The organism is Microbulbifer sediminum (genome assembly GCF_021729035.1).
Classification (GTDB): Bacteria; Pseudomonadota; Gammaproteobacteria; order Pseudomonadales; family Cellvibrionaceae; genus Microbulbifer; species Microbulbifer sediminum.
Window position 1 is genome coordinate 185,000 of record NZ_JAJSAP010000001.1, and the last position, 26,742, is coordinate 211,741.

The 26,742-nt window shown below is 60.4% G+C and carries 22 protein-coding genes; 7 read left to right on the forward strand and 15 right to left on the reverse strand.

What is annotated here, in order from left to right; genetic code table 11:
* Positions 1-26 precede the first annotated feature (26 nt).
* From gap to pgi, 6 genes are all read right to left on the reverse strand, one after another.
* Positions 27-1,061 carry a type I glyceraldehyde-3-phosphate dehydrogenase gene (gene gap, locus LVD11_RS00770; protein WP_237054969.1) on the reverse strand — a complete coding sequence of 345 codons (1,035 nt, stop codon included), beginning with the start codon at positions 1,059-1,061 and terminating at the stop codon, positions 27-29.
* Between the two features lie 76 nt (positions 1,062-1,137).
* Positions 1,138-1,767, reverse strand: a complete 630-nt coding sequence (locus tag LVD11_RS00775; protein WP_237054971.1) for a bifunctional 4-hydroxy-2-oxoglutarate aldolase/2-dehydro-3-deoxy-phosphogluconate aldolase — start codon at positions 1,765-1,767, stop codon at positions 1,138-1,140.
* A 51-nt stretch (positions 1,768-1,818) separates the two neighbouring features.
* Positions 1,819-2,532, reverse strand: coding sequence for a 6-phosphogluconolactonase (pgl, locus tag LVD11_RS00780; RefSeq protein WP_369413295.1), 714 nt, complete (start codon positions 2,530-2,532; stop codon positions 1,819-1,821).
* Between the two features lie 59 nt (positions 2,533-2,591).
* On the reverse strand, positions 2,592-4,052 hold the full coding sequence (gene zwf / locus LVD11_RS00785; RefSeq protein ID WP_237054973.1) for a glucose-6-phosphate dehydrogenase: 1,461 nt from the start codon (positions 4,050-4,052) through the stop codon (positions 2,592-2,594).
* Positions 4,053-4,102: 50 nt separating this feature from the next.
* A complete protein-coding gene (gene edd, locus LVD11_RS00790; protein ID WP_237054975.1) occupies positions 4,103-5,920 on the reverse strand; it encodes a phosphogluconate dehydratase in 1,818 nt (605 codons plus the stop codon).
* A gap of 23 nt (positions 5,921-5,943) precedes the next feature.
* Positions 5,944-7,605, reverse strand: coding sequence for a glucose-6-phosphate isomerase (pgi, locus tag LVD11_RS00795; RefSeq protein ID WP_237054977.1), 1,662 nt, complete (start codon positions 7,603-7,605; stop codon positions 5,944-5,946).
* Positions 7,606-7,971: 366 nt separating this feature from the next.
* Here pgi and LVD11_RS00800 point away from each other — a divergent pair, with 366 nt between their 5' ends.
* A complete protein-coding gene (locus tag LVD11_RS00800; protein ID WP_237054979.1) occupies positions 7,972-9,021 on the forward strand; it encodes a LacI family DNA-binding transcriptional regulator in 1,050 nt (349 codons plus the stop codon).
* Positions 9,022-9,238: 217 nt separating this feature from the next.
* Here LVD11_RS00800 and LVD11_RS00805 read toward each other — a convergent pair whose 3' ends face one another.
* Genes LVD11_RS00805 through nagK form a run of 4 tightly spaced genes read right to left on the reverse strand, consistent with a single transcriptional unit; the run spans position 9,239 to position 13,769 of the window.
* Complete coding sequence (locus tag LVD11_RS00805) at positions 9,239-10,555, reverse strand: sugar MFS transporter (RefSeq protein ID WP_237054981.1); 1,317 nt, start codon at positions 10,553-10,555, stop codon at positions 9,239-9,241.
* A 36-nt stretch (positions 10,556-10,591) separates the two neighbouring features.
* Complete coding sequence (gene nagA, locus LVD11_RS00810) at positions 10,592-11,722, reverse strand: N-acetylglucosamine-6-phosphate deacetylase (protein ID WP_237054983.1); 1,131 nt, start codon at positions 11,720-11,722, stop codon at positions 10,592-10,594.
* A gap of 34 nt (positions 11,723-11,756) precedes the next feature.
* Complete coding sequence (gene nagB-II, locus LVD11_RS00815) at positions 11,757-12,800, reverse strand: glucosamine-6-phosphate deaminase NagB-II (RefSeq protein WP_237054985.1); 1,044 nt, start codon at positions 12,798-12,800, stop codon at positions 11,757-11,759.
* Between the two features lie 24 nt (positions 12,801-12,824).
* Positions 12,825-13,769, reverse strand: a complete 945-nt coding sequence (gene nagK, locus LVD11_RS00820) for an N-acetylglucosamine kinase (RefSeq protein ID WP_237054988.1) — start codon at positions 13,767-13,769, stop codon at positions 12,825-12,827.
* 342 nt (positions 13,770-14,111) lie between these two features.
* On the opposite strand from nagK, the gene LVD11_RS00825 reads away from it, so the two are divergent.
* From LVD11_RS00825 to LVD11_RS00835, 3 genes are all read left to right on the forward strand, one after another.
* On the forward strand, positions 14,112-15,425 hold the full coding sequence (locus LVD11_RS00825) for a substrate-binding domain-containing protein (protein WP_237054990.1): 1,314 nt from the start codon (positions 14,112-14,114) through the stop codon (positions 15,423-15,425).
* Between the two features lie 197 nt (positions 15,426-15,622).
* On the forward strand, positions 15,623-16,516 hold the full coding sequence (locus LVD11_RS00830) for a DUF6279 family lipoprotein (protein WP_237054992.1): 894 nt from the start codon (positions 15,623-15,625) through the stop codon (positions 16,514-16,516).
* 101 nt (positions 16,517-16,617) lie between these two features.
* Positions 16,618-17,892, forward strand: a complete 1,275-nt coding sequence (locus tag LVD11_RS00835; RefSeq protein ID WP_237054994.1) for an aspartate aminotransferase type Ic — start codon at positions 16,618-16,620, stop codon at positions 17,890-17,892.
* Between the two features lie 87 nt (positions 17,893-17,979).
* On the opposite strand, the gene olsF is transcribed toward LVD11_RS00835, so the two are convergent.
* From olsF to LVD11_RS00860, 5 genes are all read right to left on the reverse strand, one after another.
* Positions 17,980-19,653 (reverse strand): bifunctional ornithine lipid synthase OlsF, encoded by a 1,674-nt coding sequence (gene olsF / locus LVD11_RS00840; protein WP_237054996.1) that lies wholly within the window; start codon positions 19,651-19,653, stop codon positions 17,980-17,982.
* Positions 19,650-20,441, reverse strand: a complete 792-nt coding sequence (locus LVD11_RS00845) for a UDP-2,3-diacylglucosamine diphosphatase (protein ID WP_237054998.1) — start codon at positions 20,439-20,441, stop codon at positions 19,650-19,652. Before LVD11_RS00845 ends, olsF begins: the two co-directional genes overlap by 4 nt.
* A 193-nt stretch (positions 20,442-20,634) precedes the next feature.
* Complete coding sequence (locus tag LVD11_RS00850; RefSeq protein ID WP_237055000.1) at positions 20,635-21,420, reverse strand: hypothetical protein; 786 nt, start codon at positions 21,418-21,420, stop codon at positions 20,635-20,637.
* Complete coding sequence (locus tag LVD11_RS00855) at positions 21,420-22,793, reverse strand: hypothetical protein (RefSeq protein ID WP_237055001.1); 1,374 nt, start codon at positions 22,791-22,793, stop codon at positions 21,420-21,422. Before LVD11_RS00855 ends, LVD11_RS00850 begins: the two co-directional genes overlap by 1 nt.
* A gap of 263 nt (positions 22,794-23,056) precedes the next feature.
* Complete coding sequence (locus LVD11_RS00860) at positions 23,057-23,389, reverse strand: DUF1820 family protein (RefSeq protein ID WP_237055003.1); 333 nt, start codon at positions 23,387-23,389, stop codon at positions 23,057-23,059.
* Positions 23,390-23,577: 188 nt separating this feature from the next.
* Between LVD11_RS00860 and miaB the strand changes: the two genes are divergently transcribed.
* The 3 genes from miaB to ybeY all read left to right on the forward strand — a co-directional run bounded on the left by miaB (position 23,578) and on the right by ybeY (position 26,716).
* Positions 23,578-24,945 carry a tRNA (N6-isopentenyl adenosine(37)-C2)-methylthiotransferase MiaB gene (gene miaB / locus LVD11_RS00865; RefSeq protein WP_237055005.1) on the forward strand — a complete coding sequence of 456 codons (1,368 nt, stop codon included), beginning with the start codon at positions 23,578-23,580 and terminating at the stop codon, positions 24,943-24,945.
* A gap of 212 nt (positions 24,946-25,157) precedes the next feature.
* Positions 25,158-26,198 (forward strand): PhoH family protein, encoded by a 1,041-nt coding sequence (locus LVD11_RS00870; protein ID WP_237055008.1) that lies wholly within the window; start codon positions 25,158-25,160, stop codon positions 26,196-26,198.
* 20 nt (positions 26,199-26,218) lie between these two features.
* Positions 26,219-26,716, forward strand: a complete 498-nt coding sequence (gene ybeY / locus LVD11_RS00875; protein ID WP_237055010.1) for an rRNA maturation RNase YbeY — start codon at positions 26,219-26,221, stop codon at positions 26,714-26,716.
* Positions 26,717-26,742 lie beyond the last annotated feature (26 nt).

Consider the following 26,742-nt stretch of genomic DNA (forward strand, 5'->3'; position numbering starts at 1 on the left):
CGGACTTGTTACTGCTGCTGCCGGCCTCAGGCTGTCTCTGCAGCGGCCTGCCTGAGCTTGAGTGCCTCGGCCATGGCGAGACTGGTATCCAGCATGCGATGCGAGAATCCCCACTCGTTGTCGTACCAGGCCATCACTTTCACCAGGTTGCCGCTCACCCGGGTATGGTTGGCGTCGAAATGGCTGGAAGCAGTAGTGTGATTGAAATCAATTGAAACCAGGGGTTGGTCGCAATAAGTCAGCACGCCGCCGCTCGCCTCCGCAGCCTGCTGCATGATCTGGTTGACCTCCTCGGCGGTGGTGTCACGGCCGGCGATGAACTGGCAGTCCACCAGGGATACATTGCTAACCGGGACCCGGACAGCCATACCATCGAGACGACCTTTCAACTCCGGCAGCACCAGGCCCACCGCTGCAGCAGCACCGGTCTTGGTCGGAATCATATTGTCCGCCGCGGCACGGGCGCGATAGATATCCGCGTGCACCGCATCCTGCGTGTTCTGGTCATTGGTATAAGCATGCACCGTAGTCATGAAGCCGCGCTCGATACCCAGCTCGCGATGCAACGCCTTGGCCACCGGGGCCAGGCAATTGGTGGTGCAGGAGGCATTGGAAACTACCGTGTGCTCGGCGGTGAGCTTGTCGTCATTTACGCCGTAAACCACAGTGAGGTCTGCATCCTTCGAAGGAGCGGAAATCAATACCGCCTTGGCACCTGCGGCAATATGCGCAGAAGCCGCTTCCTTGCCAGTAAAACGACCGGTGCACTCGAGCACCAGGTCGACGCCGAGGTCCTTCCAGGGAAGCTGGGCCGGATCCCGCTCCTGACACACCTGGATGCGGTCCCCACCGATCAGCAGTGCATCACCCTCAACACTGACTGGCGTGTTGAAACGCCCGTGAATGGTGTCGAAGCGAGTCAGGTGCGCATTGGATTCCACCGGAGCCAGGTCATTGATGGCCACCAGCTGCAGCCTGTCGTTGTAACCCGATTCGTAGATCGCACGGGTAACGTTGCGCCCGATGCGGCCATAGCCATTGATCGCAATTCTGATTTTCATATCCCAAGCCTCGATTATTGAATTTGTTCCTGCGTATCTCACGGCGGGCTGTCTCGAGTCCCGCCAGCATAATTTGTCAGTTGGCCAGCGTCGCAGCCTCACGGGCAAGCCGTGTCACCTCACTCCAGTTCTTGTCTTTCACCAGCGTCGGTGAGGCCATCCAGGAACCACCGATACAGACCACATTGGCCAGAGCAAGGTAATCCGCCGCATTTGCCGGACCGATGCCACCGGTTGGGCAGAACTGTACCTGGGGAACTGGTCCACCGATGGATTTCAACATCGGCACGCCGCCGGCGGCCTGGGCCGGGAAAAACTTCTGGTAGCGATAGCCGCGCTCATAGAGACGCATTACCTCAGACGGACTGGCCGCCCCGGGCAACAGGGGTACCGCGTAATCCTCGGCTGCATCCAGCAATTTCTCAGTGGCACCCGGGCTCACCATAAATGTCGCACCGGCATTCACAGAGCGGCGCAGGTCGTCCGCGTTCAGGACAGTGCCCGTGCCCACATGTGCGTCTGGCAAGTGCCTGGCGATTTCCTCTACAGCCGCCAGCGCGGCCTCTGTGCGCAGGGTCACCTCCAGCACATTCAACCCTCCCTCGACCAGGGCCTGGGCCAGTGGCAATGCCTCTTTCGCGTCGTCGATTACCAGTACCGGCACTACTCCAGCCTGCGCCAGCACCTCTCCTAACTTGTTCTGCATCAATCAATCCCAGTTATTTTGTGTATCTCAGGTGGCAGGATTTTCTGCCGGTCACGGCGCCCAGTAGACAGTCACCGGCTTCCGTCCCTGGCGAAGGACGCTGCGAATTGGCATCGCCAGTTCATCTGTCCCGAGCAGGGCCTCACGGTAAACTTTCAGCTTCTCGTCGCCGGTGATCAGTAGCTTGATATCCCGCGACTGCAGGATTGCCGACAGACTCAGCGTCATGCGCTCGGTATGGCTACCGGTAACTTCGCTTTGCTTTGCCGTGATTGCCCGGCAGAGTTGCTCTGCATCCGGATCGAGTGCCTGCTCAAGTCCCTCGGAATGCGGGAACAGGGAGGCAGTGTGCCCGTCGCTGCCCATACCCAGCAGGCATACATCAAAGGGTCGCGGCAACTCGGCGTAAGCGCGCTCGCAGTCCGATTGGCCCGCCGCTGCGCTCTGGTGCGCATTTTTCATACCCAGGAAAGGCGCCTCGGCGGCATTGTGTTGCAGCAGGCTCTTCTGGATAAAAGTGTGGTTACTGCCGTTCTCACCAGGTTCAACCCAGCGCTCATCCACCAGCGCCACATTGATCTGTTTCCAGGGCAACGGTCGCTTCGACAAGGCGCGGTAAACCGCTTCCGGCGAGCTGCCGCCGGACACCAGGAAAGTCGCCTGGTCATGTTCCTTGATTCCGCGCTGCAGGGCGCTGGCACAATCATTGGCTAGCGCCATCACCAGGCGTTCGCGATCCGAATAAAACTTTTCTTCTACCATCATGGCTTCTGGCCCCGAGTGGTCTCATTTCAGTTGATTGCTTGTCCGTGCCGGCAAGCCCGCTACTGGGCGTTAAACCAGTGCCGCCCATCTTCCTCCAGCAGTTCGCTGGCGGCCTTGGGGCCCCAGCTACCCGCGCGGTAAAGATGCGGCTGGCTGCCGGTTTCGCGCCAGTGATCGATGATCGGGTCGACCCAGGCCCAGGCCGCCGCCACTTCCTCGCGGTGGATAAACAGCGCAGAGTTATTCGCCGCCGCATCCAGCATCAGGCGCTTGTAGGCATCACTTTTGAAGCTGTCATAGGTTTCCGACAGGGACAGGTTGAGTTCCGCTGGCTGCAGCTCCATTTCCAGGCTGTCCATTTTCTTGGACATGAGAACCAGCTTGATGCTCTCTTCCGGTTGCAGGCGGATTACCAGGCGATTCGGAACTACCTGGCCGGCGCTTTCCCCGTAGACACGGTGCGAAACATTCTTGTACTGGATCACGATTTCCGCACAGCGCTTTTCCATCCGCTTCCCGGTACGCAGGTAGAACGGAACCCCCGCCCAGCGCCAGTTATCGATATGGGCGCGGATGGCTACGAATGTTTCCGTGTTACTGGAGGCAGCATCCAGCTCCTCCAGGTAACCGGGTACCAGCTGGGTGCCCAGCCCCCCGGCCACATACTGGCCACGCACAATATTTTCATCCACTGCTTCCCCGACAAGCGGGCGCAGTGCTTCCAGCACCTTGATTTTTTCCGTGCGGATATTTTTGGAAGACATGCTGTTGGGAGATTCCATGGCAATCAGGCACAACAGTTGCAGCAGGTGGTTCTGCACCATATCCCGCATGGCCCCGGTTTCCTCGTAAAACCCGGCCCTTCCCTCAAGCCCTACGGTTTCGGCGATACTGATCTGGATGTGGTCAATGACACTGGCATCCCACAGGTGCTCAAACAGCACATTACTGAATCGCAGTGCCAGCAGGTTCTGGACCGTTTCCTTACCCAGGTAATGATCGATGCGGAAGATATGGTTTTCAGGGAAGTATTCACCGATCTTGCCGTTGATTTCGGCAGAGGTCTGGGCGTTGTAACCCAGCGGTTTTTCCACTACCACGCGGGACTGCTCGTGAATCAGTCCCTTGACCGAGAGGTTCTCGCAACACGGTCCGAATACCGCCGGCGGAATCGCCAGGTAAAACAGCCGCACGCGATCCTGGTCGGAGCCAAGGATATCGCCGAGCTGGTCCCACTTCTCATCGGGCTTGGCAATATCCAGCGCCACCGCACGCAGCAGGCTGCTGAATGACTCCCACACCGACTCGCTGTACTCGCCGTCCCGCAGATGCGTTTTCAATGCCTCACGGGCCAGGTCCAGATAATTGTCGACATCCTCCTGGCGACGACACACTGGCAGGATGCGGGAGCCGTCTGCCAGCCCACCCTCCAGGTATGCGCGGTACAGGGCCGGAATCAGCTTGCGTAGTGCCAGGTCGCCCACGCCGCCAAACAACACCAAGTCAAAAGGCTTATTCATATCTCTTGCTCTGCCATCCTGTAAGAGTTAGGTCTCCGCGCCGGAACCGGTTAATAGAGCACGCTCGCGCCACTTTCAGCGCCACTGGCGAGCGCCCGGAGGTTGGAAAAGAGCTCGCGCCCCATCCCGCGGCCGTTGGCACTCAGGTCATGCTCCGCCGGTTCACGGGCTTCCAGTTCGGCATCATCTACATGCACGCGCAGCACTCCCGCCTCCGAATCGAGTTCGATGATGTCGCCGTCGCGGATCTTGGCGATGTTGCCGCCGTCGGCAGCCTCCGGGGACATGTGAATCGCTGCCGGAACCTTGCCGGAAGCTCCCGACATGCGACCGTCTGTGACCAGGGCCACTTTGAAGCCGCGATCCTGCAGCACTCCGAGCGTGGGGGTCAGTTTGTGCAGCTCGGGCATACCATTGGCCTGCGGGCCCTGGAAGCGAACAACTGCCACAAAGTCCTTTTCCAGCTCGCCGGCCTTGAATCGCTCCAACAACTCGTCCTGGCCATTCATGACAATCGCCGGAGCCTTCACTTTCAGCTGGTCGTTCTTGAGCGCAGATACCTTGATCACGCTGCGGCCGATGTTGCCCTCGAGCAGCTGCAGGCCACCATGCTGGGAAAAGGGATCGCTGACCGGGCGGATAATGTCCGGGTTGCCGGTCTCCTCGACCGTGGGACGCCAGACCAAACCGGACTTGTCATCGTTGAGGAAGGGGTCGTGGCAATAGGGTTTCAGTCCCGAGTTGCCCAGCACCGTGTGCACGTCATCGTGCAACAGCCCGGCACTGAGCAACTCACGAATCAGGAACTGCATCCCGCCGGCGGCAGCAAAGTGGTTGATGTCGGCCACACCGTTCGGGTAGACGTGACACATCAGCGGTACAACATCCGACAACTCGGCCATATCCTGCCAGGTAATCTGGATACCGGCGGCACGCGCCATCGCTACCAGGTGCAGCGTGTGGTTGGTGGAGCCACCTGTAGCCAGCAGGCCAACGATACCGTTGACGAAGGTTTTCTCGGTGAGGATTTTTGCAATCGGGGTATGCTGGCTGGGCTCGGTGATGTTGACCAGCTGCTTGACGGCCGCGTCGTTCAGCGCGTTGCGCAGTTCCGTGCCCGGGTTGACAAAGGAACTGCCGGGTAACTGCAACCCCATGATCTCCACCAGCATCTGGTTGCTGTTGGCCGTACCGTAGAAAGTACAGGTGCCCGGGCTATGGTATGAGGCGCTCTCGGCTGCCAGTAGTTCCTCCCGCCCTACTTTGCCTTCCGCATACAGCTGGCGCACACGGGCTTTTTCCGGGTTGGGAAGGCCGGATGGCATGGGTCCGGCCGGGACAAATATCGCCGGCAGGTGGCCAAAGGCCAGCGCACCAATCACCAGTCCCGGAACGATCTTGTCACAGATCCCCAGGAACATGCTGCCCTCAAACACATCGTGAGACAGGGAGATGGCCGTAGCCATGGCAATGACATCTCGGGAAAACAGGCTCAGTTCCATCCCGGTGCGGCCCTGGGTAACCCCGTCGCACATGGCCGGCACGCCACCGGCAACCTGCGCAGTGGCGCCATTGCGCGCGGCGGCTTTTTTCAGGAGATCTGGATAGGCACCATAGGGCTGGTGGGCCGAGAGCATGTCGTTGTATGCGTTGACGATCGCCAGGTTCGGCCCACGACCGGAGGCAATCAGGTTCTTCTCTTCCTGGCTGGAAGCCGCAATCGCGTGCGCCAGGTTACCGCATGACAGATGACTGGCAGCGCGCCCCTCGATATGTGACTTCTCGACCTGCGCCAGGTATTCCGCACGGGTTTGCTCGCTGCGCTCGATAATCCGTTCGGTAACCGCTTGAACCTTGCTGTGTACCATAAACTTTCTGCTCTATTGTGTATTTATCCGGCAACCTTGAGGGTTTCCCCCGGGTTCTTCCGCCGGTAGTACTCGATCAGGCGCGCGGTCGAACCGTCCTCGCCCGCCAGGTCGCCACTTCGCAACTTTGGTTGTAGTGCCGATGCAAGGCCTTTACCCAGTTCCACGCCCCACTGATCAAAAGAATAAATTTGCAGGATTGCACCCTGGCAAAATATCTTGTGCTCATATAGCGCAATCAGGGCCCCCACCGATTGCGGATCCAGCCCCCGCAACAGAATGGTGTTGCTGGGTCGATTGCCCCGGTGCACCTTGAATGGCACCAGTTCTTCTACCCGCTCCGCCGGAAGCCCACTATTTCTGAGCTCCGCGGCAACACGCTCACGGCTTACACCGCTCATCAGCGCCTGGCTCTGTGCCAACAGGTTCGCCAGGAGAATCTCGTGATGCGTTTCGAGACCGTGCCCTGGCCGGACACTGCCGATGAAGTCCGCGGGAACCACTTCCGGGCTCTGGTGAAGGTACTGGTAAAAAGCGTGCTGGCCGTTAATGCCCAGCTGCCCCCATATTAGGGGGCCGGTAGCGTACGCTGCCTCCTCCCCCGCTCTGGTAGTAGATTTACCGTTACTCTCCATTTCCGCCTGCTGCAGGTACGCCGGCAACATGTGCAGTGCCTGCTCGTAGGGCAGCACAGCCAGGGCGGGCCACCCCATAAAGGTGCAGTTCCAGAGGCTCATCAACGCCAGCAGCACCGGGGCATTCTCCGCCAGCGGTACTTCCCGGAAATGCCGGTCCATACTGGCGGCGCCATCCAGCAGTGCGCGGAAGCCCCCGAAACCGATGGCAATCGCCACCGGCAGACCAATGGCGGACCAGAGCGAAAAACGCCCACCGACCCAGTCCCAGAAGCGGAAAGTAAACCGGTCGGCAATACCGAGTTCCTGTGCCCGTTCCGGGTTCGCTGTCACCGCCGCGAAATGGCGCTGCAGCAGCTCAGCCTCCGGCGCCAGATCCCCGAGCCATGCCAGCGCACTGCGGGCATTGGTCAGGGTCTCGATGGTGGTGAAAGTTTTAGACGACACGAGGAAGAGCGTGCTTTCCGGCCGCAACCCCTCCAGCGTGTTCTGCAGCTGGGCACCATCCACGTTGGAAACGAAGTGGACCCGGACACCGCCCTGCCAATATGGCCTGAGCGCTTCCACCGCCATCTGCGGCCCCAGGTGCGAGCCCCCCACCCCGAGATTCACCACATCGGTAATAGGGGAGCCATCGCATCCGCGAATGCCGCCATTATGTAGTAAATTTACAAACTCTTTCAAGCGCTCCAGCTCAACCTCAACCTGCCTGCTCACAATTTGACCAGCACTGGTGACAGACTCACCTACAGAACCCCGCAGGGCAGCGTGCAGAACCGGGCGACCCTCGGTGCGGTTGATACACTCCCCCTGGAACATAGCCTCCCGCCAGCCCTCCAGGTCTGTCTCCCGCGCAAGCTCCAGCAGTGCCTGCAACACCTGCTCATCAATGAAGTTCTTGGAATAATCCATTAGAAAGTAAGGTGTCTCGAGCGAGTAGCGCTCGGCGCGCTTGGGATCCTCCGCAAACATCTGCGCCAACTTCCGGCTTCGCATCCCCCCGGCAAGATCCTGTAATTTCTTCCAGACCGGCAAGGCCGTGATATCCATAATGATCCCCTTATTGATTGTTACCTGCCCCGACTCCGGGTGCAGGATTTTCGCCTTTCCTGCGTTGCGGCGGGCCAACCCACACCAACGGACAGCCAGTGAAAACAATGACAACGCTGTCATATTATCGAAAAGTCATGCGCTCCGACAGGCGACAGGCGCCTTTTTTGTAGTATTACTTCACAAACCCGGCTTCACACCTGCCCCAGGCCTGTTCTCGATGCCCGCCGGGCACTCACCACGGCCATGCGCGACGGGCGCGAAGCACCCGGGAATTGCTGGTAGACTGGGGGACTGCGCCGCCCAAGGGGGATGGCCCCGGAATGGAAGTCCCTCACATCGGGACCAAGGACAAGACCGCCGCCAATGAAAGTTACCATCAATGATGTCGCCGCCCGCGCCGGCGTATCCATAAAAACGGTTTCGCGCGTGATCAACAACGAGCCTTCGGTACGCCCCGCCACGAGAAAGAAAGTGCAGGAGGCAGTGGAGGCACTGCACTACCAGCCCAACCTGGCGGCGCGCAACCTCGCCGGTTCACGGGCCTATACCATTGGCCTGATCTACGACAACCCCAACGCCTATTACGTCATCAACATGCAGAACGGCATCCTGGATGCGTGCAAGGCACGGGGATACGAGCTGCTGATCCATCCCAGCAATTCAAAGTCCGAGTCGGTGCACCAGGAACTGGAAGACCTGGTCCTGCACTCGAAAGTGGCCGGCCTGGTACTCACCCCGCCATTTTCGGAGACCAAGTCGGTCATCGACACCCTCAAGCGGCTCAATGTCGACTACGTACGCATCGTCTCCAAGACCGCCGACCTCGAGGACGTTGAGGACTGCATTCAGGTGGACGACACTGCAGCGGCTTTTGACCTGACGCAACATCTCCTGCAACTGGGCCACAAGCGTATCGGCTTCCTGTGTGGAGGGGAGGAGCATGTCTCCACCTACGGCCGGCGCGAGGGGTATCGGCAGGCCCTGGAGCAGGCAGGCATCCCCGTCGAGGAAGACCTGGTCCTGAAAGGGGAATACTCCTTCGACTCCGGTGTACAGGGGGCCAAGAAGCTGCTGAGCCTGGACAAGCCGCCCACCGCCATCTTTGCCAGTAACGACGAAATGGCGGCTGGTGCGCTGTTTGCTGCGCGGTTGATGAACATCGACATTCCCGGGCAGCTCTCCATCGTTGGCTTCGAGGACAGCCCGTTCTCGCGCCAGACCTGGCCCAAGCTCACCACCGCACACCAGCCCAACAACGAAATCGCCAAGTGCGCGGCCGCCCTGGTGTTAAGCAAGGCCCGGGGCCATACCGCCACCGAAAGCGGCTCTGCCAGCAAAGAGGCGGGCATCAAGCGGGAGTTCATACCGGAGCTGGTGGTTCGCGATTCCAGCGGCCCCGCCCCCACGGAGTAAATGCCATTTCCCATGGCGCCGGGCGGCCCGGCGCCACCCCAAGCTCATTTAGCCCGCCCCGGCCTTGCGCCCTTAAGTTCCCCCCCCTTGCCCGCCCCGCTGCCCCCTGTTTGCGCACGCAGACATAACCGGCACGTACAAAAAAGCCCTCACAGGGAGGGCCAAGTCACGAGAACCAAAGGTTACAACGATGAGAAAACAAACTGATTGACGAGGGTCAGCTCCAGCTGCGCATCCTGTGCCCTTTCAGGGCATAGAAAAGGATAAACAGGTAGCAGGGCAGGGCCACCCAGTAGCCCACCTGGGTATTGTCAGCAAAGTGGGCCACCTTGCCGAATACCAGCGGGACAATCGCACCACCGGCGATACCCATGATAAGCAGCGCGGAGCCCTGGGCGGTGAAGCGGCCCAACCCCTCCAGCGCCAGCGGCCAGATCGCGGGCCAGCAAAGGGCATGCGCAAGGCCCATCAGGGCGACAAACGTCACGGTGTCCGGCACCACGGGGATACCCGACCAGCCCCACAACACACTGGCGATCGCTGTACTCTCCGATGAACCGGACAGCACTCCGATAACACACAGGCTGCCCGCAACCGCGGAGCCCAACAACGCCTGCTGCTGGCTGATATAACGCGGGATACCGACCACACCGATGAGGTAACCGATTACCATGAAGACCATGGTGTAGGAGGTCAGGGATGCATAATTCGCCAGCCCCAGGCGTTCGCCGTAGAGGCCAATGGTATCCCCGGCAATCACCTCCACCCCGACATAGGTGAACAGTGCCAGCGCCCCCAACACCACCTGGGGAAACTGCAGGATGCCGGATTTCGTCTCGCTGTCCTTACTTTCCTCTTCCTCGATATCCGGCAGCCCGGAAAATTTCACCAGGGCCACCAGCAGGAACAGCAGGACCGCCATATACACGTAGGGCATGACCAGGCGGCCAGAAACCTCTTCCAGGCGCGCGACACGCTCCACCTCACCGAGCCGGGAGATCGACTCGGTATTGAAATCGACGAGGCCAGAGAGCACCAGTGCGGTAAACACGATCGGTGCCAGGACGCCGGCGCCCTTGTTGATAATGCCCATTATCGCGATACGCGTTGCGGCACTTTCTGGCGGGCCCACCTTGACTACATAGGGATTGGAGGCGGTCTGCAAAATCGTCAGGCCCGCACCCAGGCCAAACAGGGCCAACAGGAATATGGGGTAGCTACCCGTCTGCGCAGCCGGGATAAAAACCAGTGCAGCCACCCCCATGATTGCCAGCCCGATCGCCATGCCGTCGCGGTAACCGGTCTTGCGCAGGATATAGGACATGGGCAGGGCCATGACGGTGTAGGCGATATAAAACGCGAAGGTAACGAACAGCGCCTGGAACTCATTCAGGTCGCACAACACCTTGAGAAACGGGATCAGCGAGCCATTCAGCCAGGTCACAAAACCGAAAATAAAAAACAGCATACCGATGATTGCCATTGGCAAGAGGCTGCTGCGGGGTTCGTTCTGACTCAGAACTGCAGTTTCCATAGGGAGCACCTTTTATCGTTATAATTGCCCGTCTGTTTACTGGGCAGAAAACACGTCCTTTCCAGCAATCCAGGTTTTCTTAACCCGGACATCGCCATCCAATAAAATCAGGTCCGCGCGCGCACCCGCCTTGAGCCGGCCGCCCGGGAAACCGAGAAACTGAGACGGATAGAGCGAGGCCATGCGCAGGGCCTCGGTCAACTCGACACCACACCAGTCGCGGATGTTGCGCACCGCGCTGATCATATCCAGGTGCGAGCCGGCCAGCTCCCCGGTGCTGGAGGTCAGGCGATCCCCCTCGCGCACCACAGTGCGGTCAAACAGCGGGAAGCTGGTCTCCTCGCTGCCCACCAGAGACATGGCATCGGTCACCAGCATGACCTTGCCGCGCGGCTTGGCCTTCAGGGCCAGCGTCATTGCCTCCGGGCTAACGTGGTGGCCGTCCGCGATCAGGCCACACCAGGCTTGATCACTGATCAGGGCCGTGCCCACCATGCCCGGCTCGCGCGAATGCAACGGCGACATGGCGTTGTACAGGTGCGTAAAGCCGGTGGCCCCGGCCTCGAGTGCCGCAGCGGCGGTAGCGCCATCGGCATTAGAGTGGCCAAGGCAGACTTTCACCCCAAGGTCCACCAGCTTTCGAATATCCTCCGGCGCCACATTTTCCGGCGCCAGCGTGACCATCTTGATACCCAGGTCATCACGGGCGTAAATGGCGAGCTCCCCGTCAGTAAGCGGCCGGATAAAACGCTCTTCATGGGTACCCTTCTTGGGCGCACTCAGGTGTGGCCCCTCGAAATGCACACCCAGCACCCCCGGTACGCCCTCACGCAGCGCCTCACTCACGGCATCGGCAGCGAGTTGCATCACCTCGATTTCATCAGTGATGAGCGTGGGCATAAAACCGGTGGTGCCATAGCGCGCGTGGGCGCTGCTCATTTTGGCCAGTGATGCCACGGTGGGCTCATTGTTAAACAATACGCCTCCGCCTCCGTTGACCTGGACATCCACCAGGCCGGGTGCCAGCAGGCCCTCCAAGCGCTGTGTGCCCCCCGGTACACTACCGCCCAGACCGGAAATCCGGCCCTCGCCGTCGATCTGCAGGGTTAAATCGCTATATAACCGCTCGCCGTCAAATAACTTTTCGGCTACCAGAACCTGGTTCACGGGCATCTCCCCATCTGCTTGCTGCGTCCCGTCATCAGACCGTCTGGGTGACTTTCTTCAGGCCGGCGGGCTCATCCGGGTTGATCCCGCGACTGACCGCCACATGGGCCACATCGATATAGAAACGCTGCAACAAGGCCAGGGGCGCGACGCGCGGGTGCACGCCCTGGCTGGGCACATGCAGGTTAATCAGGGTGCCACCGCGGCGGATGATATCGGCGATCTGTTCACTGTGTGCCTGGAAGGACTCGTCCTCGATGGGCACATTAATCACGGTGAGCTTCTGCTCCACCAGAGTCACCGGGCCGTGCAGGAACTCCGCGCTGGAGAAGGATTCCGCGTGGATGTTGCAGACCTCTTTCAGCTTCAGTGCCAATTCGCGGGTAATGCCGTAACCGGGGCCGCGCCCCAGCACCACCAGGTTTTTAACCGCGGCCAGATCCTCCGGGCGCAGCTGGACTTCCGCGTCGACAGCGTCGCGCAGGACCTGCGGCAATGCATCCACCCCGGCCAGCAGCTCTTCGCTCTCGGTCCAGTTGGCCACCAGCTGCAGCACTGCCGACAGCGTGGCCAGGTAACTCTTGGTGGCGGCGACCGCCTTTTCCGGCCCTGCCTTTAGCGGCACTGTGAGGTCGGCGATATCCTTGATCGGCGCTGATTCATCATTCACCAGTGCCACGGTGTAGGCCCCCGCTTCCTTTGCCATCCGGGCCTGCGCCAGGATATCCGGGCTGCGGCCGGACTGGGAGATCACCAGCACCAGCGCGTCCTGGAGTTTCAGCTTGCGACCGTAGACGCTGGAAACCGATGGGGCCGCGGCAAAGGTAGGTACACCGGTCTCGATTTCTATCAGGTACTTGGCAAACACCCCGGCATGATCCGAAGAGCCGCGGCCCACAATCATGACAAAGCGTGGCGGTTGCCGGCGCAGTCTCTCACCGAGCTCTGCCATGACCCCGGCATTGACCTGCAACTGTTCGGCGATCCGGTCGGGCGCCTCACGGGCCTCCGTTTCCATAACCGTCTTGACCATGGTGCTGCCCACCTGTGTTGTTTCGGCGCGATGTCCTGCAGTCATAATATTCTCGAGCTTCTCTGCTTGTTAACCGAACAGGGCCTTCCCCTCAGATTCCGCGATCGGCTCCCCGGCGCTGATGTCCGCCGCCATCGACTGCTGTGCAAAATGCACGCAGCCTATCTCTGGCGGATCCAATGGATCCGCCAGCCGCGCCACCACATGCGGCGCCAGCCAGGGCTGTAAACGTGGGGCCAGGCCGCCGATGATCGACAGGCGCGGCGCGTTGAATTCCAGCAACTTATCCGCGAGGTCACTGATATAACCGGCACCATCACGCATGATCGCGCTGGCTACCGGGTCACCGGCCTCGGCGCACTCAACTACCTGCACTGCCAATCGAGCGTAATGACTGGAAGACTTGCCTCCAATCTTTTCGAACACGTCATTGGCGTCCCTGCTGCCCAGGGCGCGCAGCAGTTCACCCTTCAACCGTGACTCCTCAGCCAGCCCGTCGAGGGCCAAAAACAGGTACTTGACCGCCTCCATCCCCATCCAGGCGCCACTGCCCTTGTCCCCATGGGGGAAACCGTGGCCACCCAGTACCTCTGCCCGCCCACCGACCCAGGCATAACCACAGGAACCGGTGCCCGCAATAATCACCGCACCTTCCCCGCCACGGTGGGCCCCCAGGCAGGCCGAGTGCTGGTCGGTGGTCAGGTACATCTTGCGAAACGGGTGTGACCAGGAGGCCATCTTGTTGTAAAGGCTGGGCATGTTGACCCCGGCCAGCCCGACACCAGCCACCAGCTCGCCCAACAAGTCCGGGGAGAGCCCGGCGTCGGCCAGGGCGAGGGAAGCGGAGCGCACGATCGAGTCGATTGTCTGTGCATATCCGTGCAGGGGGTTGGCGGGGCCCGCGACGCCGGTGCCCAGCACACGGTTGTCGCTATCGACGACCGAGGCGCGACATTTGCTGCCGCCGCCGTCGATACCTATGCAAAGGGGCTCGCTGTGTCTCGAAGCAACCATCTGAATCGGCCTCTAAGAATCTCTTTTGTTATGTATCCATCACCTGCCCTACCCAAATTCCCCGGAGACAGGAAGGGCGCACGTGGCGCCGGTGCCATACGATAAAAATCATACTACAGGACGGATGACAGCGTTGTCATCCCCTTTTTGGGAAAAATTCCGCTTTCAGACGGCAAACTGCACCTTATGCGCCCTCTCTGTGCTGCCGGCGTGATCCAGCACGCCCCTACTGCAACAATCCTGTCACATTTTTCTGCGATAACAGCCGCCGCCTCCCGGCTGCCACAGTCACCGGGGAAAGGAATTGCCCGGGACTATTGAGCAGGATAGAGAGGTTTGTTGATGGGTGCTTTCACGCATAGGGGACTGGCGCTGCTTTTGGTTCTCTGGACACTTCCGTCCTTCGCTACAGAGACCCAGACCCTGTTCCGGCTCACAGGCTCCAACACCATTGGTGCAGAATTGGCTCCCGGGCTGGTTCGGGGCTACCTGGAAAGCCGCGGCGCAACGAACATCAAGCAACGCAGCGCCAGTGAGCGCCACTGGATTAGCGCAGACCTGGCGGGCCGGCGTGTTGAAATCCCGATCATCGCCCTGGGATCCAGTACCGGATTCAAGGCCCTGGACGCAGGAACAGCAGACATTGGCATGGCTTCCCGGAAAATAAAAGCGGGGGAAGTGAAGCGATTGGAGCGCCTTGGGGACATGACCAGTGGGGCCGCCGAGCATGTCATTGGCCTCGACGCCTTGGTGGTGGCAGTACACCCGATGAATCCGCTGCAGCAGCTGTCCATAGAGCAGCTACAGCGCATCTATCGCGGTGACATCCGCAACTGGCGGGATCTGGGTGGCGCCGACCTGCCCATCCAGCCGCTGCATCGCGATATCGACTCGGGAACCCGCGCCACTTTCGACAAGGAAGTTTTTGGCGGCAGCCGGCAGGCCGAACCCCATGTCTACGAGGTGTCAGGCAATGCCGAAACCCACAGGATGGTCCTGTCCCGCCCCGGGGCGATCGGTTACCTGCCATTCGCAGATGCCGAAAAAGTGAAAAAAGTGGCGATCAAGGCCGGCAAGCTGGTCGCGATGGTACCCGACCCTGGCATCGTGGCCACCGAGGACTTCCCCCTCACCCGCCGCCTCTACCTCTATCGCAACCCCGGCCGCCACCAACCGGAGGTCGAAGACTTTCTGCGCTTTGTGGAGTCAACCGCTGGCCAGGAATTGGTGGCCGACAGTGGGTTTATCAACCTTTCGCCAGTCACCCTGGACGTACTGCCCTATCCCAACGCCCCCGGGGAATACCAGGCCCTGATGCGCGAAGGGCGACGGCTGAGCATTTCATTCCGCTTCGCCAACGGCAGTGCCGAACTGGACAACCGCGCCCGCAAAGACCTGCGACGACTGGAGGAATATCTGCAGCAGGCCGGACGCGAGCTCGACCTCACCCTGGTGGGTTTCTCCGACCAGGGGGCCAACAGCAACGTCACGGGCCTGATTTCGCGCTTCCGAGCCTTGAAAGTACGCGGCGCCCTGCTGCGGGAACACAATATCCGTAACATCAATATACTGGCGCTCGGTGCCTTTGCCCCCCTCGCCGCAAACGCCGGGCAGGCCCCATTCAAGAACAGCAGAGTGGAGGTATGGATCCGGTAGCTCCTACCCGGTTGCCTGTGCCGACGAATCCACGCCATTGCAGCCCGCGTAAGTGAGTGCAGGGGGCCGGGTCGTGTCTGAACACTTCATCACGACCGGCCAGCGCTCGCCCCGCCCCCGATTGCATAGACTTGTATTCTGAAGCGGTCTCGAATGTCCACGGCGGCTGAGCCGGGATATCACCAGAAGGCGTGAAAATGTACGGTCTCGTTGACTCCTCACCCGGTAAGGCCGGGCCATGCTGCCGTCCTGGCCCGTGGCGGCGGCCGGCGCTCCTTCTCAGCTGCCTGCTGTTACTGGCCAGCTGCTCCAGTATCCAGTTTGCCTACAACCAGCTTGACCGCTGGATGCGCTGGCAGATTGATGACTATGTGGATTTCAGTGACGAGCAGGAATTGATGCTGAGACAGTCACTAGACCAATTCCACACCTGGCACCGCCGCACCCAGTTGCCCCGCTATGCCGACTACCTGGATGAACTGGCCACACGCGTCGAATCCCGTGACTTCGGACCGCCAGACCTGCCCGCAGTTGAGGCAGAGCTGACCGCATTCTGGGAGACAGCCAGCGCCCAGCTCTACAACCTGCTGATGCCGCTGAGTGCCACGCTGTCTCGCGAGCAGGTGCGTGAGCTGGCAGAGAATATGCGCGAGAAGCGTGAAGAAAGCCTGGAAAAGTGGCAGAAAAGCCCTGAGAAAGTGGAAAAAAGGCGCCGCAAGCGCATCCGCAAGCAGAGTGAGCGCTGGCTGGGATCGCTGCGCGAGGAGCAGGAGCAGCTGATCGCCAGCTGGGTTCACCAGGTCGCCTACAACCCGCTGTTGCGCGACCGGCAGCGGGAAAAGTGGCAGTCCGCCTTTATCGATCTGCTGTGGCGCCGCCCGGAAGGTTACCAGGAACAGCTGCGGGACCTGATCGACAATCCCCAGCAACTCTGGTCGCCGGAATACCGGCTGGTGCAGGAGATGCGCGAACAGCGCGCGCGGGAACTGGGGGAACAGATCCTCGCTACCATCGACGACAAACAGCGTAACCACCTGACCCGGGAACTGCGCAAATACGCCGGGGACTTTCGCGCGCTCAGCGCGCAATAATTACAACTGAAACGAACGACCGGCCAGCAATAGTTGCTGACGACCACAGGGCTGGCCTGCTAAGCTCGCCACCTCAGTTTTCAGCTACATGAGGGATGAACGTGCAAATCGACTCCGCCAGACGCGATCAGTTAGAGCAATGGGCAAAGGAACTGGAGGCACAGTACCAGCGTATCTGCCAACATGAGCTCAACCTGGACCTGACCCGCGGCAAGCCATCCGCGGAGCAACTGCACCTCTCCGACAAGCTGGACGGCATCCTCAATGGTGACTACCGTTCGCCGGACGGCATTGATACCCGCAACTATGGTGGCCTGGACGGGCTGCCCTGCACCCGCGCCCTGGGTGCCGATATATTGCAGGTGCCTACGGAAGAGGTAATGGCGGGTGGCAACAGCTCACTGACCCTGATGTACCATGCGGTCCTGACCGGCTACCTGTTCGGGTATGCCGGCACCAAGCCCTGGCGTGAACTGCAGGCTCCCAAGTTCCTCTGCCCGGTGCCGGGGTATGACCGTCACTTTTCAATCTGCGAGCAGCTGGGTATCGGCATGGTCAACGTGCCCATGACCGCTAGCGGGCCGGATATGGATGTAGCGGAAAAGCTGGTGCGCGAAGACCAGGACATCATCGGTATCTGGTGCGTACCCAAGTTTTCCAATCCCACCGGTGTCACCTACGACCAGGATACCGTCAATCGCCTGGCCCAGCTGGGCCAGCTGGCAAACCCGGGATTCCGGATATTCTGGGATAATGCCTATGCCATCCACGACCTGGACCAGCATATCAACCTGCCCAGCATCCGTTCGGCGACCATCGAGAATGACACTGCCGACTCGGTGATTCAGTTTGCCTCCACCTCAAAGGTCACCCATGCCGGCGCCGGCGTCGCCTTTGTCAGCGCCAGCCGCGCCAACCTGGATTCGCTCAGGCAGCAGATGCAGGCCATGACCATTGGCCCGGACAAGGTAAACCAGCTGCGACATTCACGCCTGTTTCCCGAATTCACGCTGCTCAAGGAGCATATGCAGCGGCATGCCGATATTCTCAAGCCAAAATTCGAGTGTGTGCTGAAACACCTGCAGGAGGCGTTCGGCGATTCGGACCTGGGCGAATGGGAAGCGCCCCACGGTGGATACTTTATCTCCTTTGATACCCGTCCCGGCTGCGCCACTGAAGTAGTGAAGCTGGCGGCCGGCGCCGGGGTCAAGCTCACCCCGGCCGGCGCCACTTTCCCTTATGGCAAGGACCCGGACAACCGTAATATCCGCATCGCACCCAGCTTCCCTCCGCTGGAGGAGCTGGATACCGCCATGTCGGTGCTGGTCCTGTGCATCAAGCTGGCCAGCGTCCGCGAGCAGCTGAAGCACGCCTGATTCCGTCTGCCAACAGGAACTGCCAATCACCGGTAAACAGGGACGCATTTTGCGTCCCTTTTTTTATGCCACGGGTCACCGCCCCAATCACCCGGCCAGGTATCTCCGGGCGAACTTGGGATCCATCATCTGCACATCCACCACTACCAGCCCATCGACCGAACCGCAGAAATCCGGGTCCACGTTAAAGGCATGGAAGCTGGTACCTCCCGGAACCGTGACCGCGGTGTACTTCTTGAACAGGGGTGGCAGCACCACCCCCTCTTCCTTCAGGATCAGCTTGAGCTGCAACATATCCTGCCCGGCATCGCCACTGAGCGATGGCAGGTCTTCACACATCTCCGCAAACGGCAGGCGCGCGTCACCCAGGGGGGCGTCGGGGGAATAGTGATGCAGGAAATAGCGCACGATGGCAGACTTGGCCCGCACGGAGAAGGTGCCAGGCATGGATACCGGGCCAAACAGGTAGCGCACCCCATTGCCGGCGATCCACTTGCCGATACCACACCACAGCAGGTCCAGGCCGCGACTACGCCAGTATTCGGGCAACAGGAAACTGCGCCCCAGTTCTGCCGAACCGGGCAGGCACTCCCGGGGCGGGCGCGGGTACTTGAACAGGGTACAGCTGTACACCTGGTCCGGCTGAAGCCGGTTGGTGCTGGCCAGGCGATAGGCACCGGCAATCTGACTGGCCTTTGCATCCCAGAGCAGGAGATGGTCGTAATGCGCATCAAACGCATCCCAGTCGCGGCACAGGCCGGTTCCCTCTCCCACAGCCCGGAACGCAATTTCCCGGCAACGGGACAGCTCCCGCATCACCGGGCATTCCGGCCGCCGGCGATATAACCGAACCGAAAGGTCCCCCTGCTGCACCAGCACCTGGCACCGCCCGATGACGTCCGCCACCCGCTCCGGCGATTCCGCCGCCGCGACCGGCTCCGGCCCCAGCGGCAGCGGTGAGTGATGCAACTGGTAAACGTGTTTACGCCACAGGCGCCCCTGAGCCCGCGGTGTCAGCGGCCACTGGCAGAAATAACCTGCCTCGACCGGGCTGCCGATCCGGATATCGATACTGCCACTCGCCTGCTTGAACATCTCGCGGATCAGCCACAGAGTGGAAAGAGGTTTGTTGACCATCGACAGGCCGTAAAACCACAGTGAATTACGGCCGCGAACCTGTACCGGCAGGATCGGGGCGCCGGCCCTGGCAGCAAAGCGGATGAAACCCGGGTTCCACCTTCCATCGCGAACGCCCTTTGGGGTCATGCGCGATACCTCACCGGCGGGAAACACGATGACGGCCCCGCCCTGCCCGAGATGCTCATGGATCCGCTCTATATCCCCCCGCCGGGTGTGGCCGTTGAAATTGTTCACCGGCAACAGATATTGGTGCAACGGCTCGATCTTCCACAGCAGCTGGCTTGCCACGGCCCGCACGTCACCACGAACCCGAGCCACCATGTCGATCAGGGCCAGGCCGTCGAGGCTGCCCAGTGGATGGTTGGAGACAATTACCAGCGGACCTGTTGAAGGTATTCGGTCAAGCTCACCGGGAAACAGGTTGTAGTGGAACTCAAAATGGGCGAAGACCTGCCGGATAAAGTCCAGCCCGCCGAGATGGGGATACAGACGGCCGAATGCCTGCAACTTTTCCTCACGGCATATTTTCTTCAGCGTGGCGAAGGCCAGGCGTCTTGTCGCCGTTTGCGGGGCGGAACTGAACCAGGGGTTGTTCGCCACAAGGCTGTCCAGCTGAATCATGCTGCCACTACCTCAGTCATGATATGGGCGATTCTGGGGGGCCGCCGCCAGTGGAGCAGCTCCAGAGTGCCATCGCGCTGTTCCACCACCGCACTCATTGAGTCTACCCAGTCGCCGCAATTTGCATAGGTCACCAGGTGGTCGCCAACACAATCGTCACGCACGGTGCCGCGATGAATATGTCCACAGATCACGCCGTCATAACCACGCTGGGCGGTCTCGCTGATGGCCACCTCCTCAAACCGGTTCATTATCCGACGCGCGGCAGTAATGCGATTCTTCACATGATTTGCCAGCGACCACCAGGGCAGATCGAAACGACTGCGCCAGTAGTTAATCCAGCGGTTAAAGCGCAGCATCATGTAATAGCCCTGGTCGCCGATATGGTAACTGACGGTGTTGATGCTGATATCGTGCTCGAACTGGTCCCCATGGGTCACCCAGTAGCGCTTGCCACTGGCTGCCTCGTGCACCCATTCCCGCTCGATGCGGATATTCCCCAGCTGTTTGCCGGCCCAGCTGCGCATCGGTGCATCGTGATTGCCCGGCACATAAATAACCTCGGGGGTGGTGCTGCTGATTTCGGACAGCACCCCCAGCAGCAGTGTGGAGGCCCTGCACCAGCGGCCTTTCCCCTGGGAGAGCGCCTTCATGTCAAAAATATCGCCCACCAGGTACACAGTATCGGCCCGGTGCCGGGCAAGGAAATCGGCCAGCCGCCGGGGCTCACTGTCCCGGCTGCCCAGATGAACATCGGAAATCCACAGTGCGCGGTAGCGGTTACTCATGGCAAGGTCCCCTGCGGCGGTTTGGGTTACCTTGCCGGGCTATTTTTACAGTAAGGGGGCGATTTGTTGACGGTTATGTTGCGTGGCCAGGCTACTGGCATATCAGCGGCAAGTAGTCCCGGTATAGACGCTGACGCCGTATCCGGACACCGCGAGGAATTCGCGTCAAAACCTGTCAGAAGGCCTGGCTGAATCAATCCCGCACACGCTCGATCTGCTCGAACCGCGAGACACTGGCCAGGTAGTCCTGCCAGCTGCGCTGGAGCTCGGAGGTCTGGTACTGGCGGTATTTCTCCCGGTCCAGCCAGAGTACGGTTGTCCGGGCCCTTCTCAGGTTGATCAATGGCAGGTTATCGATAGCCGCGGAGCCACTGCTGAATACTGAGCCCGCTCTCGAGTGCTGGATCATGTCGCTGACAATTGTGAGCTGAACCTCCTGCGCATGGCCGTCCAGGCGGTCGAGGGCCGCGACATCTGACAGGGCCTCATAAATCGGCGACATATCCTGGTCCCCCGCGGAAACCACCGCGGCAATCGCCTGTTCCAGCGGGCGCTCAAACCGCTCCAGGTAAAGTCGCTCCACAAAAGTCCGGTTCGCGGTCAGGGCACTAATCGCGTCGGCCGACTCCGGCTTGCATACATCCACCACGGATTCTGACAAGCCCTGGTACTTCTCATCCAGGACAAACAGCGTAAACCGGTCATTGATCTGTGCCCGCTCGAGGACACCGGAAATATGCCTGCGGAGGAAGCGCTTCTGGTAGTCCGACAAGGCGTCGGAAACATCTACAATGAAGACATGGTGAGTGGAGCGCGACAGGTTCTTGTTGCACAGGGTTTGACGGTTATAGTCATTTTCCGGTGACGACGTGACCCGCACCACGACCATCGCCAGTGCAACAAGGATCATCACACCGAGCGCGGCCACGAGTAGTCCTTTCTTGTCGTCACCGGACAGGCGACCAAGTATTTCTTTCATCACACTCCGGTCAGGCCCCTGTCCCGCTCTATCCGCTCAATGGTGGTATTGATCTCTTCACTGATACTCTCGAGCTTCTGGCCAATTGCATCCATCGCTACAGCGTACTCCTCGTCGAGCACGGCCATCACTCGCTCGAAACACGTCAGGTCTTCCCGGTGCTGCTCCAGCCCCGCCGTATTGAGTTGGGGAAGCTTCTCGAGTTCCACCTGCAGGAGCTTGCCAAAATAGGCGGCACGACGGTTGGTGATGCGCTCGGCATGGGACTGGTAATAGCGAATCAATTCGTCCAGCAGCCCCTGGGCCTTGACGATATCCTCCTCATACTGCCGCCGGATGTGTTCGCTGCGCTCGATGCTTGCCTTGAACTCAATAAACTCGGAACGAATGCCCTGCTCCCGCTCGGATACTTCCCGCCGCGTCTCTTCCGCCTCCCTGTTAACCTTCTGGAAGGCATCCGCACAGCAGAGCAGCCAGCGCTTCCTTGCATCCAGGTGCCGACGCGTAACCGCTGTGTAGCCCGGGTAGCGGTCGTCAACCAGGAAGAGCTTGGCCACCAACAGCATCACCGCCATGCCGCTGACGATCACCATGATCCAGGAGTTGAAGTCCCGGATGGCCAGCGGCTGGGTCGAGAGGCTGGCCACTGCCATGCCGGATGCCGCGAACGGGTCGGACTCCAGCGCCTCCCGGTAGTGCCCAACCCCCAGCACGAACAGCATGGTGAGCGCTGTCGCGCCGAGGAACAGGCACAGGAACAGCCCCTTTCGCAGGATACTGGCGTGAAACAGGTTGCGCAGCGTAAACGCCAGGAATCCGGCGAACCCCAGGTTGACCAGGGAAATGATAAGCGCCTGGAAAAAGCCACCGACCAGACCCAGCTCACTCCCCTTCGACAGGAAAAATGAATTGAGGGCAGTTTCGAGAATCACCACAAGGAAGATCACAGAGTAGTGCAGGATCCTGGATTCCCGGTATTCCGCATCGCGGGTGAGGCCGTTGCGCAGCCTGAAGATCTCCAGGTCCATTCGAGTCGACGATACAGTGGCGGCTGCGGCTTCCAGTTCGCGACTCAATAGTGAGAACCGGTTTGTCAGCCGCTGATGAATAATCCTGCCGGTATTGCGCAGTTCCTGGTAGTGCTGGCGGATCCTGGCCTCACCACGGCGATCGGCCTGTTCGTCCAGGGCAGCCTGGCGCTCGCGGTGAACGCGACCGATAATCTCGCTGGTAACGTAAGAGCGGAGGCTCTCCTCGCTCTCGGTGTGGCTGTTCCGGTCTGACTCGGGAATGCCTGCTTTGACATCCCGTTCGACACGCTGCTCAATCTTCAGAGTCGAGATGGCAGCCTTGGTCGCAGGTATTGAGGCCATATCCGTCACCTAAAAGACATCCATACATTTAGGTATCAGCGTGGCGCCGGGAGACCGAGGGGCCGACAAGGGGGGCCGGTATCTGGAGTGGCGCGACGCACGCATCCCTTATTTTTAAAGGATAGTGCCCAATAGCGGCATGGAGTCGATTCCGCCGCCGGTGTCGCGGTGACCGGTTGCCCTGGACTGTCGAAAAGTGCGTGCGGGGCGGGGAGGAAGCGTGGAAAAGCAGGCAGCGGCGGCACAGTTGTGCCGCCGGACACTTACTCTCCGTCGTGCGGCGGTTGCATGGGACCGGGGAAAGGGAATTTGGTGACTTTGTCACCCTTGACCTCGACAATCTTGCCGGTGCCTTCCTTTTCCACCTCATCGATCCGCACAATGCTGTGCATGGGAATATAGGAACGGCTGACCGAGGCGAACTCGGACTTGAGTTTTTCTTCGCTGGGGTCCACCACCAGTTGCGACTTCTCGCCGAAGACAAACTCCTCCACCTCGATAAAACCGTACATATCGCTCTGGTAGATGGCCCGGGCGTAGAGTTCATACACCTGGTTCTGGTTGTGAAAAATGACTTTGTAGATCGGATTCGCCATACGCTTCTCTGGGAGGGCGCCGTGCGCCAGATACAGGTTACAGCCGGCGGTGCCGGAAAAAGCGCGCAAGAATAGCACAGGTCCGCAGTCCCACATATAGTACTAGCCCTTCTACCATCTATGCAGTGCCGGCGCGGGTCGCTATAATGCCCGCCCTTTGAATTGACCAGTTTTTAACCAGGCCTGCTATGTCCGACACTTCGGTGAAAAAGCTCTATATCAAGACCCACGGCTGCCAGATGAACGAGTACGACTCGGCGCGTATGCGCGACCTGCTCGGCGAATCCCACGCCATGGTTCCGACCGATGATCCGGAAGATGCCGATGTGCTGCTTGTGAACACCTGTTCCATTCGCGAGAAAGCTCAGGAAAAACTGTTCCACCAGCTGGGGCGCTGGAAGCACCTGAAGGAAAAGAATCCCGACCTGATCATCGGCGTGGGCGGCTGTGTGGCGAGCCAGGAGGGCGAGGCCATCTCCCAACGCGCGCCCTACGTCGACCTGATCTTCGGCCCGCAGACCCTGCACCGGCTACCGGAGATGATGCAGACCCGCGAGCAAAAGAACGGCGCCGTGGTGGTGGATGTTACCTTTCCGGAAATCGAGAAGTTCGACCGCCTGCCGCAACCGGAGGCCGATGGTGCCACCGCCTTTGTTTCCATCATGGAAGGCTGCTCCAAGTACTGCACCTTCTGTGTGGTCCCCTACACCCGCGGTGAGGAGGTCAGCCGCCCGGTAGCGGACGTGCTCGAGGAAGTGGCGCACCTGGCCGACCAGGGCGTACGTGAGGTAAACCTGCTGGGCCAGAACGTGAACGCCTACCGGGCCACCGGCGGCGACGGCCAGGTGGTCGATTTCGCCGAGCTGATCACCTATGTAGCGGCCATCGACGGCATTGACCGCATCCGCTACACCACCTCCCACCCGGTGGAGTTCTCCGACGCCCTGATCGATGTCTATGCGGAGGTTCCGGAGCTGGTCAACCACCTGCACCTGCCGGTCCAGAGTGGTTCAGACCGTATCCTGATGGCCATGAAGCGCGGCCATACCGCGCTCGAGTACAAGTCCAAGATCCGCCGGTTGAGGAAAATCCGCCCGGATATCTGTCTCTCCTCCGACTTTATCGTCGGTTTCCCCGGCGAAACCGAGCGGGACTTCGAGGCCACCATGAAGCTGATCCAGGATGTCGGCTTCGATATCTCATTCAGCTTTGTGTACTCCGCCCGCCCGGGAACCCCGGCCGCCGATCTGCCGGACGACACCCCGGAGGCAGTGAAGAAGCAACGTTTGCAGTTGCTGCAACATCGCATCAACCAGCAGGCAACCGAGATTGCCCGCCGCATGGTGGGCAATACCGAGCGGGTACTGGTTACCGGTGTATCCAAGAAGGACCCGGGCCAGCTGCAGGGCCGGACTGAAAACAACCGAGTGGTCAATTTTCGTGCCGACGATATGGCCCTGATTGGCAAATTCGCCGACGTGGTCATTGAGGAAGCACTGCCCAACTCGCTGCGCGGTACCATGGTCGCATCGGAACTGGATGGCCCCCTGTCCTGAGCCGGGGGCCACAGCCACTGCCGGGGAGCGGCCGGGGCCGCTCCTGCGGGATAGCCGCAGGACCAAGGCACGCACCCGCGACTGTAATACCACCGTGTTATAACGGCTTTAAAAGGTTAGAACCGATTCGTCACAGCCCGCCCTTTCCCATACAGGGAAAATGGGTATACCCTAGCAATGAAATCCCAGATGAAAGGTGCACGGAACCCAATTTGGAAACACATACCCTCGCTCACAGCATCACCCTTGAGCCCAATGACGCCCGCCGCCTGGCCAACCTCTGTGGCCAATTCGACCAACACCTGCGCCAGATAGAACAACGACTGGACATCGAGATCCGCAACCGCGGTAACGAGTTCGCGTTCTACGGCGAACCAGAATCTGCGCGTGCCGCCGGTGAGCTGCTCAGTTTCCTCTATCGCGAAACAGACAGCCGCGACCACCTGACACCGGAGGAAATCCATCTCGCCCTGCAACAATCGGGCGTTGAGGAGCTGCGGCAACAGGCTTCCCCTGACAGCGATGCGGGAGAGTCCGAACAGGTGGTGCTGATTCGCACCAAGAAGTGCTCTGTGCGCCCCCGGGGACTGAACCAGCGCCGCTATGTGCGCTCGGTCCAGACCAACGACATCAATTTCGGTATTGGTCCGGCCGGTACCGGCAAGACATACCTGGCAGTAGCCTGTGCCGTTGAGGCCCTGCTGAAGGACGAGGTGGAGCGTATCCTGCTGGTACGCCCTGCCGTCGAGGCCGGTGAAAAGCTGGGTTTCCTGCCCGGCGATTTAAGCCAGAAGGTAGACCCTTACCTGCGCCCCCTCTACGATGCCCTGTATGAGATGCTGGGCTTTGAGACCGTGGGCAAGTTGATCGAGCGCAATGTCATCGAGGTGGCCCCCCTGGCCTACATGCGCGGTCGTACCCTGAATAACGCCTTCGTGATCCTGGATGAGAGCCAGAACACCACTCGCGAGCAGATGAAGATGTTCCTGACACGGATCGGCTTCGGCTCCACCGCAGTGATCACCGGCGACCCCAGCCAGGTCGACCTGCCTCGCGGCCAGGCCTCAGGCCTGCGACATGCAATCGAAGTGCTGGGCAAGGTCAACGGCATCAGTTTCACCCATTTTGGGGCCAAAGACGTGGTACGCCACCCCCTGGTACAGCGTATCGTCGAGGCTTACGATGTCCATGAGGCAGAACGAGAGGCCCGTGCCGGACAAGTCACCGGGAATCCCGGTGAGAACGCGGCTTGACCGGATGATCAACGCCTCCCATGACTGACCTCCAGCTGGACGTGCAGCGGCCCAGCCGCTGTACCCCCCTGCCCACCGACGACCAGCTCGCGCTGTGGGCCTCGGCCGCCCTTGGTGAGCAGCGCGACAGTGCAGAGCTGAGCGTGCGTATCGTTGATGAGGCGGAAAGCCGCGAGCTGAACCTGCAGTACCGCGGCAAGGACAAGCCCACCAACGTGCTCTCTTTCCCGGCGGACCTGCCCCCGGATCTTGCCCTGCCACTGCTCGGAGACCTGGTAATCTGTGCACCGGTAGTCGCCGCAGAGGCGGAACAGCAGCACAAAGGCCTGTTCGCGCACTGGGCACACATGATGGTCCATGGCACACTGCACCTGCTCGGTTACGATCACATCGAGGATGCCGAAGCCGAAACCATGGAAAACCTGGAAACCCGGATACTCGGGGATCTGGGCTTCCCGGACCCGTATCGTCCCCTGGCAGGGCGCGACCCGGAGCGATCGCAGGATTGCCCGGAGTGAGCGTGTCCCCGGGGCAATGGAGCCTA

What these genes read in the sequence shown, in the direction of transcription:
- olsF (WP_237054996.1), bottom strand. Translation starts at nt 19,653, where the DNA reads ATGATTCAGCTGGACAGCCTTGTGGCGAACAACCCCTGGTTCAGTTCC.
- edd (WP_237054975.1), bottom strand. Translation starts at nt 5,920, where the DNA reads ATGGTACACAGCAAGGTTCAAGCGGTTACCGAACGGATTATCGAGCGC.
- gap (WP_237054969.1), bottom strand. Translation starts at nt 1,061, where the DNA reads ATGAAAATCAGAATTGCGATCAATGGCTATGGCCGCATCGGGCGCAAC.
- pgi (WP_237054977.1), bottom strand. Translation starts at nt 7,605, where the DNA reads ATGGATATCACGGCCTTGCCGGTCTGGAAGAAATTACAGGATCTTGCC.
- LVD11_RS00860 (WP_237055003.1), bottom strand. Translation starts at nt 23,389, where the DNA reads ATGGCGAATCCGATCTACAAAGTCATTTTTCACAACCAGAACCAGGTG.
- LVD11_RS00775 (WP_237054971.1), bottom strand. Translation starts at nt 1,767, where the DNA reads ATGCAGAACAAGTTAGGAGAGGTGCTGGCGCAGGCTGGAGTAGTGCCG.
- LVD11_RS00800 (WP_237054979.1), top strand. Translation starts at nt 7,972, where the DNA reads ATGAAAGTTACCATCAATGATGTCGCCGCCCGCGCCGGCGTATCCATA.
- LVD11_RS00830 (WP_237054992.1), top strand. Translation starts at nt 15,623, where the DNA reads ATGTACGGTCTCGTTGACTCCTCACCCGGTAAGGCCGGGCCATGCTGC.
- LVD11_RS00855 (WP_237055001.1), bottom strand. Translation starts at nt 22,793, where the DNA reads ATGGCCTCAATACCTGCGACCAAGGCTGCCATCTCGACTCTGAAGATT.
- LVD11_RS00845 (WP_237054998.1), bottom strand. Translation starts at nt 20,441, where the DNA reads ATGAGTAACCGCTACCGCGCACTGTGGATTTCCGATGTTCATCTGGGC.
- nagK (WP_237054988.1), bottom strand. Translation starts at nt 13,769, where the DNA reads ATGGTTGCTTCGAGACACAGCGAGCCCCTTTGCATAGGTATCGACGGC.
- LVD11_RS00850 (WP_237055000.1), bottom strand. Translation starts at nt 21,420, where the DNA reads ATGAAAGAAATACTTGGTCGCCTGTCCGGTGACGACAAGAAAGGACTA.
- miaB (WP_237055005.1), top strand. Translation starts at nt 23,578, where the DNA reads ATGTCCGACACTTCGGTGAAAAAGCTCTATATCAAGACCCACGGCTGC.
- LVD11_RS00805 (WP_237054981.1), bottom strand. Translation starts at nt 10,555, where the DNA reads ATGGAAACTGCAGTTCTGAGTCAGAACGAACCCCGCAGCAGCCTCTTG.
- ybeY (WP_237055010.1), top strand. Translation starts at nt 26,219, where the DNA reads ATGACTGACCTCCAGCTGGACGTGCAGCGGCCCAGCCGCTGTACCCCC.
- pgl (WP_369413295.1), bottom strand. Translation starts at nt 2,532, where the DNA reads ATGATGGTAGAAGAAAAGTTTTATTCGGATCGCGAACGCCTGGTGATG.
- LVD11_RS00825 (WP_237054990.1), top strand. Translation starts at nt 14,112, where the DNA reads ATGGGTGCTTTCACGCATAGGGGACTGGCGCTGCTTTTGGTTCTCTGG.
- zwf (WP_237054973.1), bottom strand. Translation starts at nt 4,052, where the DNA reads ATGAATAAGCCTTTTGACTTGGTGTTGTTTGGCGGCGTGGGCGACCTG.
- nagB-II (WP_237054985.1), bottom strand. Translation starts at nt 12,800, where the DNA reads ATGACTGCAGGACATCGCGCCGAAACAACACAGGTGGGCAGCACCATG.